Here is a 9010-nt window from a genome sequence, read left to right on the forward strand (position 1 = left end):
TCTTACCCCTTCCTCCTCCCGCAATGGCCGTCTCCCCGTCCCTTCTCGCCCAGCAACTCAGCGACCGGAAAGCCGCTGGTGAAAAGCTTGCCGTCCTCACCGCTTATGACTATCCCACCGCCCGCCTCCTCGATGAGGCCGGAGTGGACCTCATCCTGGTGGGAGACTCGCTGGGCATGGTCGTGCTGGGGCTGCCAGATACCACGGGCGTGACCATGCAGATGATGCTGCACCATGCCGCTGCCGTGCGGCGCGGAGTGCAGCAGGCCACGGTGATTGTGGACCTGCCCTCCGGCAGCTACGGCATGCCGGACCTGGCGGTGCACAACGCCCTCCGTCTCGTGGAAGCAGGAGCAGATGCCGTCAAACTTGAGGGAGGCGTGGATGTGGCCGACCAGGTTCGAGCCATCACAGAAGCCGGCATCGCCTACATCGGACACATCGGCATGCTCCCGCAGAGCGTGAAACACGAAGGCGGCTACAAAAAAAAGGGCAAGACCGACGACGACGCCAACCGACTGCTGGCTGATGCCCGCGCACTCGAAGATGCAGGCGCAGCAGGCATCGTCCTGGAGAGCATGGTCCCTGAGGTGGCAGAACGCATCAGCAAGGCCATCAAGATCCCCACGATCGGGATCGGTGCCGGCCCGAACTGCGACGGCCAGGTGCTCGTGACCCCGGACCTCCTCGGTGCCTTCCCTTGGTTCAAGCCTCCGTTTGCCACCGCACTGGCAAATGAGGCCATGGAAACCACCCGGGCTGCGCGCGAGTGGATTGCCGGCGTGAAGGGAGTTTAAAGAGTCGCTTCCACGAACCGGACGCATCTGTAGATGTACAATATGGCTGGCCGCCCTGGCGACCAAGCCATCGTCAAGTTCTCCACCACGACCGACTTCGTCGTTGAAGTACTGCTCGCCCCCCCTGACTCCGCCAGCAACAAAACAATCGACAGGCCACATGGAGAAACTTTAGGCTGTAGAGAGCACTCACTCTACCCTATGAATTCACTGGCCGTCGGTTCACTCTGGTCCGCGCTCGCTATTTGCAGCCTGTCCCTCGGGGGCAACGCATTTGCTCAAGAGGCATTGCCAGCCAAACTGGAGAAAGCTGAATCTGCCTACTTCCACGATCAGGACATCGCGAGGAAGAACTACCGCAAAGCGCTCGCCGCCGCGTTGGACGACGCCGTGAGAGCTGAGATTTACCTTCTGGATTTTGAAACGGTGGCTTTGCCCAAGAAGAGCGATGACCTCTTTGCGAGCACGCCCCCCATCCCCGCAGACACCTTTGTCATCGCTCCGTATCAAGCGACATCCAAGATTCTGAAGCGCCGGCTCATCAAAGGAGCTGACCTGGCCAAGCTGTTGCCCCACCTGAAGCAAACCGTGGGAGTCGAAGAGAACACCTCCGGCGCGATGTGCCACTTTCCCATCCACGGGATCCGGGTTTGGGACAAAGACTATCGCATTCTGTTTGAGAGCTCGTTTTGCTACAAGTGCTCCAACTTCTTTATTACTTACCCAAACTACCGGGACGGCTCTCCACAATGGACCGGTCTCACTGAAAAGGAGTTTGAGCAGGTGATGATAGAACTGATGCCCATTCCCCAGTCAGAGTTGGATCGATTCGATGCCAAGTTCGGAGGTGGGAAGAAGGGCAAGCCGAAAGAAGAGAAGAAGAAGCAGGAGTAGTAATGGAGCTGGACTGGAGTGCTTCCTGCATGCCCCTTCCCCCTCTCCCTCAGAGCGCCTCGCTTGCCGCGAACGTCTCCTGACGAGGCAACCGAAGCGGTCGCCCTACAACCCAGGATGTCTGAATGTGCGAGGTGTTGTAGTCGCCCTCCACGTTGCCAGCGAAGCTCTGTTCGTAGTCCAGACTTCAGTCTGCTCAGGCGATCTGGAGTAACGCGTACTGAGCAGACCGAAGTCCGGACTCCCTACAGCTTCCACCAGAGGGGAGTATGCCGGGGATCAAGGTGCCATATTCGCCCCGCCCCGCCTTCTCCTCCCTGATATCTAGGGCAAGCGCCCCGCTTGCCGCGAACGTCCCCAGACGGAGGCAAGCCAAGTCGTCGCCCTACAGCTCCCGGTGCCAATCGAGCGTCAGCCGCACGCGCACAAACCGTTCGACAGACAGCATGGTAAAACGCAAAGTTGTCGCCAGCCCCCACCCCGAACTCCCATGGACTACCCGACCCACACCCTCTTGCAGGTGGCCGAGCAAGCGAAGAGTGATGTGAGCCAGATTACCGGTTACGTGTACCTTTGCGCAATCGTGATGGCTCTGGTTCCCCCCATCCCCTTGACGTGGAAGGGCATCTTCTGGAGAACGATATACGTCACGGTGGTTGTTTGGAATGCACTTGGCGTGTTCCGGGGGTACGAAGACCACTGGGCTCGAACTATTTTCGACATCAAACGGGAGAACCCAGGCTACGACGGCGTGGGCGGAAATGTGGGAGTCATGCTGTTCGGCTGGGTCGCCCCCTTCGTCGAATGCTTGGGCGTGCTGACACTTATCAAGCTCGCAACGCTGGCCATCCGCAAACTTCGCAAGAAGCCTGAACTGGCAACCCCTTCGTTCCCATAGTCCCAAGCCTCCTTGGCCCGATCCCCTACCCCATCATGCGACTCCTTCTCTGGCCCCTCAAACTCGTGCTCCGCCTAGCGCTCTCGTTGATCCTGCTCGGCCTGGTAGCTTGGACTTTTGGAGCCCTGTACTACGACATGCCCTTCCTCAATCAGGCCGCGGCCTGGTGTTGGCTCGGCTCCGCTGCCACCATGCTACTATTCATCCGCCAGGCATGGCGAAAGTCGCTCTTCATCGGTCTGGCGTTTGTCGGGGTGTTGAGCTGGTGGTCGAAACTCCAACCGCAGGCGAACCGCGAATGGCAGCCCGATGTGGCCCAGCTCCCGTGGGCAGAGGTAGCTGGCGACGAGGTGACCATTTACAACGTGCGGAACTTTGACTATCGCACGACCACAGACTTCACCCCGACCTGGGAAACCCGCAAGGTACGCCTCTCCCAACTCACGGGCATCGATCTCTTCATCAACTATTGGGGATCGCCCTGGATGGCGCATCCCATTGCCAGCTTTCAGTTCAAGGACGCACCACCCATCTGCTTCTCGATCGAGACTCGCAAAGAAGTGGGCGAGAAGTACTCAGCCATTGGTGGCTTTTACCGACAGTACGAGCTGATCTGCATCGCGGCGGACGAACGCGACATCGTGCGGTTGCGCACCAACTACCGGACGGGGGAAGACTCCTACCTCTATCGCATCCCTGTCTCACCTGAGCGGGCTCGGGAACGGTTCATGGAATACATCGCCACCATGAACGGACTGCGCAACAAGCCGAGGTGGTATAACGCCGCGACGACCAACTGCACCACCGCCATCCGGACCCAACGCCCCGCCTCGGAACGAGCGCCGTGGGACTGGCGCATCCTGCTGAATGGCAAGGCGGACGAAATGCTCTACGAAAAGAAGGCCGTCGTCACCGATGGCCTCCCCTTTCCCGAGCTTCGGGAAAAGGCTCATATCAACACCGCAGCTCAAGCGGCAGACAAGTCTCCAGACTTCTGGAAACTGATCCGCGAAGGTCGGCCTGGATTTGGACCAATTCCCGCCGGCAACGCGGCGGCTCCGTGAAGGGGACGCAACGCCATGCCGAAGGCATCTCAGAAGGTAAGCCAGAGGCCGGACGAGTTTGACGAGGCCTGTCCCCGGAATGCCGCTCTCCTCATGCACCCTGAAGGGGTGCCAAGCCGGGCTACCGATTGGACATCCACCGTCATTCAATCTACGCCGCCACGGCGGTCTGGGACTGACGCCCCCAACCAATCACCGGCATGACGCGCAGCTTTCTCACCACCGCTTCGAAATTGTAAACCACCACGATGGCGGTGGCGCCGAGGAGGTCGGCAATAAGAGAATTGCGGAAGAACATCAGCGTCGGCGGCAAGCCTTCCTTGCCTGTCGTCAATGCCTGCACCCAGCCAGCCCACGTCTTCGCATAGTAGGATTCAACCGCCCAGGACAGGGAATTCGTCACGAGATAGAAAGCGACACTGCAAACCAACGTGCCCAGCACAGTATCGACCATCCCAGCCCTGCCACGGAGTCGGGAGCCCCACCAAGCGGCCAGCACATACAGGCCGTAGCTAAGCAGCACCGCCTCACGGCCATGTGCCGTGGACCACCACTGCGAACCCATGCTGACCCAATCCACCAAAATCAAAAGACCCGCCCAACTCCACCAAGGGAGTGAACGGGGAAAGGCAATGGCCCCCGCAAAGGCGAAAGCCATGAGTGGGCTCAAATTCCCCAAGTTAGCCGCCACGATCCCCTGCTGGTAAAGCACCCGCCAAACCAAGGCCGCAACCATCAGCACGAGCGGCAGCCAAACGTAGGCGGAAAGACCTTGGGAACGGGCAGAACGAGACATGCTGGAATGAAGCTCCAAGTGCGCGGATGAACAAGGGCAATGTTGTCTAAATCGGATGTAGACAAAGTGGCCTACCAAAGGTACGGAGAATCGTCGAACATCAACCTAGACATTGATCCGCGATTTCTTTCATGGTCTCCCGTTCCTCCATTACATCACTCCTCCTCTCTGGGTGCCTTCTGTTCAGCACTCCCGGACTAGTGAGCGCTGCAGTCCACTACTTTGTTGTACAGGGCAACTTCGACATCTCCACCACAGCCGTCGAATCCTACAAATTCAAGATCACTGACACCAATGGAGTCTTGGAGGACGGGCAGTCCGTGATGAATGCCGTCTTTGGCACTCCGACCCGAGTGGGTACTACCAACGAGTTCCGCACGACCGGCAGCGGGTTCGACATCAGCTACACCTACTTTGAAGACTACGGCGCATATCTGATCAATTCCATAAAACTGACATCTTCCACCGACTACTTGGCGACGAATACCGGTACGGGACTTAGCTGGAGCTACTACAATGCTGGCGGCGGATACGCAGATGCTTATCTGCCCCCGAATTATGACACTCCCATGACCGGTCCCTACGCCGACGGCACTTGGACGTACTCCTACACTGGACAAGCCCAACGCACCCTTTTGGACATTGATGGCGATGGAAATGTAGATGCCAGCTATGACGGATGGGTGTTTGGCAGTGACGGGTACACGGCAGGCTCCGACGATGTGATCCCGCCCGCTGCGACCATCACCGGATTAGACAATCTGCCACTTGAGTCCAATTTTACGGGACTAGGCACTAGCGTTACCTACGGCAATGGCGTGACCGTGTTTTCGTATGCAGCAACGCCAGAACCTGGTCGCACCATGCTTGCGGTGTTTGCCCTTGCGGGACTGTACATCCAAAGAAGACGCAAGCCCGCATCGAAAACTTGTGACGACAACGGACGACAGATTTAACACGAATATGAATGTGCCCCCAGCGGGATTCACCCTGCTGGAACTCCTGGTGACCATGATCATCGTGGCCATCCTGGCGACACTTATGTTCGTTGGCATGCAGAGATACCGCGGGTTGGCTAGCGGAGCATCTTGCTCAAGCAACTTGAGGCAGTTGTCTGCGGCCGTGAACTTGTATGTGAGTGACAATAATGGCATGTTTCCTGCCTATGTAAGCAACGGTGCAAATGGGGAACGCACTTGGTACTTCGGTCACGAAAGCACTCCAGCCGGCACCAGCGAAGGCAATCGGGACCTCGACCAATCTGGCGGCCCCCTTTTTCCCTACATTCAGGAAGTGGGCAAAATCGAAGTCTGCCAGGGATTCAACTATGGCAACTCCCTTTGGAAGCCGAAGTTCAAGGGAGCGAGTTACGGGTACGGCTACAACTGGATTCTTGGAGGAAGGTCAGGCGGCTCACCTATGTCAATAGCTCAATTGAAGAGTGCATCCAAAGTGATTCTCTTTGGTGATTGCGCACAGATCAATACCTTTCAAAAGCCGGCAACTCCGAAAAAGCCGATGCTGGAAGAGTTTTACATCATCAACGAAACGGAAAAAACAGTTCACTTTCGCCACAATGGCAGGGCAAACATGCTCTTTGTTGATGGCCATGTGGAGTCCTTTTCGCCGTGGCCTGGCACGGAAGATCGACGCATTTCCGGCGAAGTAATCGGCAGAATCACGAAGCGCAGCAGTCTCGAATACCTTCGCTAAGCTTCACCTTTTCTACCCGGGGGCTTAACCCCGGTAGCTCAATGCACCCGAAACATCACCTGCTCACACTTCGCGCGCAGCTTGGCATTGAGTGACCGGTTGGCGCAGCGCCAGGCCACGGACGGGGCTTCCTGGGCGAGGGATTCAGGGGCACCCTGCAGAATGCGGGTCTCCCCGTTCAACACGGCTCCCGGGCGGACCATCACCGAGCGGGCGGCGACGGTGCCCTCGACCACGCTGCCGGGATTGAGGAGCAAACACCCATCACACACAAAGTTACCCACTGCATGTCCGTGGACGATCACGTCCCGCGCATGCACCTCACGAAGGAAATACACTTCGCAGTTGCGGTGGATTTCGATTCTCCGGGCGGCCACCACTTCGGCCACGATGTCACTCGTGCGATAGCTGAGGTCCGGCAGGGCGGAAACCCGACCCGGCGTTTGCGGCCGAGGCTCCGGCAGGAGTTCCATGCGCTTCATGCAGGCGGGACAGGTGGGGGTGCCATAGTCCCCCAGGGTGCCGGTTTCGTAAAAGAAGACGCTGTGCGTTTCCGGCAACTCATTTAGCCTAGCTGCGAGAATATCCGCATCCACCGTCTCGATCTGGCATTGCCTCGCCAGGTGGAGGGCAGAGGAAGAAAAGCCCCCTGGGGCCAGCAACACTCCGCGGGTACCGCGCTGCTTCTCCTTCTTCAGCGTCTGGGCGAACTCCTCCACACCGACCGCTGTCGCCTGCCATTGGTTCCATTCCGCCAGCCGCACTCGATAGCGCTGCACCTGGGAGCCCTTGCCCCGCGTCATGGTAAAGTCTGCCGCGCCATCCATCCGCACGGTCGTAGAACCAAGCTCAAATCCGCCAAAGAGGGCCATGGCCCGGGCCAGCTCCATAATGCGGCACCAGTCCAGAGAAAGGAGCAAGTCGGCGGTCCAGCGTGCAGACATCTCCCCGCTCCCGGTCAAGACCGGGTCGAGCCCGCCAAGCACTGCCTTGTAAAGTCGCTGCGACATCTAGCGAGACCGGTAACTCTTCTCAAAAACAAGACACAAAGTTAACACACCTCCCGGATTTGTCCACGGCGACTCTGTCGATTCCTTTGGAATACCCAGAAGGCGCAACTCCGGAGCATACTCCAAGGCTATGCTCACGGTGCTGAGCGGGTCTTTCTAAGACGGGGATGGGAAGGCGATGGTCGCTCATGATCCAAATTCTCAAGGCGGCAGATCGGAAACGCCATCATCTGGGCGGAGCCCACATCTGCACCACCTTGGTCCCCAGCCAGGATGCGGCGTTCCCCTCGCCGGTTCTGGCAGGCATCACGGATGCCCTGCTTTTACCCGGGGAGTCCTTTGATCAACCTACGCCCCCATCCACAGCCCATACGGTCCTGACCTATGTGATCGAGGGCGTCGCGGAGCGCTCTGCTCCCCTGCCGCTGGCTCCATCTCGCCTGTCTGCTGGCTCCAGCCAGATAGAGCCATTGACCACAAGGGGATCCGACGCTCCTGGAGCGGACAGATGGCACAACCCTTCGCTCGATGAAGCCAGCCACCTGTTGCGCTTCTGGATCTCTCGCTGCGGTTCAGCACGGCAGACCAAGACTCGGGCAAACCCCTCCTCGCCTGTGCATGACGCCAATACTCCCAGATTGCTGGCGTGCCCCAACGGAAGCTCCGACCATTTGCGCGGGCCTCAAGGCATGGCGCTGTGGCACGCAACGCTGCATCACGGTCAACGATGGCGGCGATCTCTTGGTGCAGGGCACCATGCCTGGGTCAACGTGACCTCAGGGGAGGTTTGGTGCTGCGGGAAGCTGCTCGCCGCGGGAGATGCGGCTCTGGCCCATGATGAGCCGTGCTTGAGACTTCAAGCCAAGCGTCCGGCACAATTGTTTGTGCTGGAGTTCGATGTCTAACACCCAGCCTGGTTCTCAGGCCAGAAGCCGGGCTGGAGGGGAGACCTCCAGCCCAACGGGGCTTTTTTAACCGGTGGATCAGCCCTTTCTGGCTTTGGCCCAGCGGGCCTTTTGCGCTGCAGCGATGCGGGCGCGACCTTCAGGGGAGATGTTACGGGCCTTCCGACCGCTTTCAACCTTGGCTGCCTTGGGCTTGCGGCCACGGGTGACGACGGGAGCGGGGGCTCCGCCACCGAGCAACTCGGAGAGCTGGGTCTCGAGTTCTTTGATTTTCTCGGCGATTGCGACCGCCTTCTTAAGTTGTTCCACTGATGGTTGCTTGGATGAGATCATAGAATTCTTACTCTAGTTGCCATGACAAAAAACGCACTACTTACTCAATATAAGAGTCCCCCTTAGCCCCCATTCGTTGGGAGATACAAGAAGTTTTTCCAAGGATGATAAAGATCACACGCAAAATAAGACCACCACCCAGACGAAAAACCTTGCCGGTAATGGCCGCTGAAAACTCCATGAGGGCAAGGAATCCGGGGTACCAATGAGCGCATTGCCCCGTCTAAGTTCCGCAGGGCAGCAGACACGAGATCCAGGAACTGAGGGGGCTGCGGGACGGGGAGTCTGTGCATAAGCCGAGCAATCAGGCTGCGCGGCGCGCGGAATCCTCCCGCAGGAGGATCGTATCCGTCGCCTGACCAGCACGAAACAGATTGATGAATCCGCCCCCTACCTGCCCGGCCTCGACCGGGGCCAGACACTTCAGCCACTCCATGGTACGCCGCCCCTCTTCATACGTGGAGTCCCGGTGCTTGGCCACGATGCCCGGCTGTCCCGCCATGCGGGCCTGAGCCAGCAGTTCCTGCGGGGTGCCGGTGAGGTCCTCTGCGGCGACCACGCCCTCCGGGCGGCATCGAGGATGGAAGTGATGCGTTGTTT

At 58.7% G+C, this 9010-nt stretch carries 10 protein-coding genes and 1 pseudogene; 7 read left to right on the forward strand and 4 right to left on the reverse strand.

Annotated features, from left to right (window positions below):
* Positions 1–23 precede the first annotated feature (23 nt).
* From panB to BV034_RS22935, 4 genes are all read left to right on the forward strand, one after another.
* Positions 24–797 (forward strand): 3-methyl-2-oxobutanoate hydroxymethyltransferase, encoded by a 774-nt coding sequence (gene panB / locus BV034_RS22920; RefSeq protein ID WP_050029303.1) that lies wholly within the window; start codon positions 24–26, stop codon positions 795–797.
* Positions 798–998: 201 nt separating this feature from the next.
* Positions 999–1691, forward strand: coding sequence for a hypothetical protein (locus tag BV034_RS22925; protein ID WP_050029304.1), 693 nt, complete (start codon positions 999–1001; stop codon positions 1689–1691).
* 490 nt (positions 1692–2181) lie between these two features.
* Entirely contained in the window at positions 2182–2589 is a 408-nt protein-coding gene (locus BV034_RS22930) for a hypothetical protein (RefSeq protein WP_050029305.1), read from the forward strand.
* Between the two features lie 35 nt (positions 2590–2624).
* A complete protein-coding gene (locus BV034_RS22935; RefSeq protein ID WP_050029306.1) occupies positions 2625–3653 on the forward strand; it encodes a DUF4105 domain-containing protein in 1029 nt (342 codons plus the stop codon).
* 151 nt (positions 3654–3804) lie between these two features.
* Here the strand turns inward: BV034_RS22935 and BV034_RS22940 are convergent, their stop codons facing one another.
* Positions 3805–4449, reverse strand: a complete 645-nt coding sequence (locus BV034_RS22940) for a DUF6580 family putative transport protein (RefSeq protein ID WP_050029307.1) — start codon at positions 4447–4449, stop codon at positions 3805–3807.
* Between the two features lie 200 nt (positions 4450–4649).
* Between BV034_RS22940 and BV034_RS36340 the strand changes: the two genes are divergently transcribed.
* Both BV034_RS36340 and BV034_RS22950 read left to right on the forward strand, forming a co-directional pair.
* A complete protein-coding gene (locus BV034_RS36340; protein WP_265593359.1) occupies positions 4650–5405 on the forward strand; it encodes a hypothetical protein in 756 nt (251 codons plus the stop codon).
* Between the two features lie 7 nt (positions 5406–5412).
* A complete protein-coding gene (locus tag BV034_RS22950; RefSeq protein ID WP_050029309.1) occupies positions 5413–6162 on the forward strand; it encodes a prepilin-type N-terminal cleavage/methylation domain-containing protein in 750 nt (249 codons plus the stop codon).
* Between the two features lie 38 nt (positions 6163–6200).
* Here BV034_RS22950 and BV034_RS22955 read toward each other — a convergent pair whose 3' ends face one another.
* Positions 6201–7106: a polymer-forming cytoskeletal protein gene (locus tag BV034_RS22955; protein ID WP_265593360.1), complete on the reverse strand. Its 906-nt coding sequence runs from the start codon at positions 7104–7106 to the stop codon at positions 6201–6203.
* A gap of 254 nt (positions 7107–7360) precedes the next feature.
* Here BV034_RS22955 and BV034_RS22960 point away from each other — a divergent pair, with 254 nt between their 5' ends.
* A complete protein-coding gene (locus tag BV034_RS22960; RefSeq protein WP_050029311.1) occupies positions 7361–8077 on the forward strand; it encodes a hypothetical protein in 717 nt (238 codons plus the stop codon).
* A gap of 78 nt (positions 8078–8155) precedes the next feature.
* On the opposite strand, the gene BV034_RS22965 is transcribed toward BV034_RS22960, so the two are convergent.
* On the reverse strand, positions 8156–8410 hold the full coding sequence (locus BV034_RS22965; RefSeq protein WP_050029312.1) for a hypothetical protein: 255 nt from the start codon (positions 8408–8410) through the stop codon (positions 8156–8158).
* Positions 8411–8714: 304 nt separating this feature from the next.
* A pseudogene (locus BV034_RS22970) lies at positions 8715–9010 on the reverse strand (hypothetical protein); the annotation flags it as partial.

It is taken from the genome of Verrucomicrobium sp. BvORR034, from assembly GCF_000739635.1.
Taxonomy (GTDB): domain Bacteria; phylum Verrucomicrobiota; class Verrucomicrobiia; order Verrucomicrobiales; family Verrucomicrobiaceae; genus Verrucomicrobium.

Bases quoted from the DNA above. Each gene is read 5' to 3' on its own strand.
- panB (WP_050029303.1), top strand. From the start codon at position 24: ATGGCCGTCTCCCCGTCCCTTCTCGCCCAGCAACTCAGCGACCGGAAA.
- BV034_RS22925 (WP_050029304.1), top strand. From the start codon at position 999: ATGAATTCACTGGCCGTCGGTTCACTCTGGTCCGCGCTCGCTATTTGC.
- BV034_RS22930 (WP_050029305.1), top strand. From the start codon at position 2,182: ATGGACTACCCGACCCACACCCTCTTGCAGGTGGCCGAGCAAGCGAAG.
- BV034_RS22935 (WP_050029306.1), top strand. From the start codon at position 2,625: ATGCGACTCCTTCTCTGGCCCCTCAAACTCGTGCTCCGCCTAGCGCTC.
- BV034_RS22940 (WP_050029307.1), bottom strand. From the start codon at position 4,449: ATGTCTCGTTCTGCCCGTTCCCAAGGTCTTTCCGCCTACGTTTGGCTG.
- BV034_RS22950 (WP_050029309.1), top strand. From the start codon at position 5,413: ATGAATGTGCCCCCAGCGGGATTCACCCTGCTGGAACTCCTGGTGACC.
- BV034_RS22955 (WP_265593360.1), bottom strand. From the start codon at position 7,106: ATGTCTGCACGCTGGACCGCCGACTTGCTCCTTTCTCTGGACTGGTGC.
- BV034_RS22960 (WP_050029311.1), top strand. From the start codon at position 7,361: ATGATCCAAATTCTCAAGGCGGCAGATCGGAAACGCCATCATCTGGGC.
- BV034_RS22965 (WP_050029312.1), bottom strand. From the start codon at position 8,410: ATGATCTCATCCAAGCAACCATCAGTGGAACAACTTAAGAAGGCGGTC.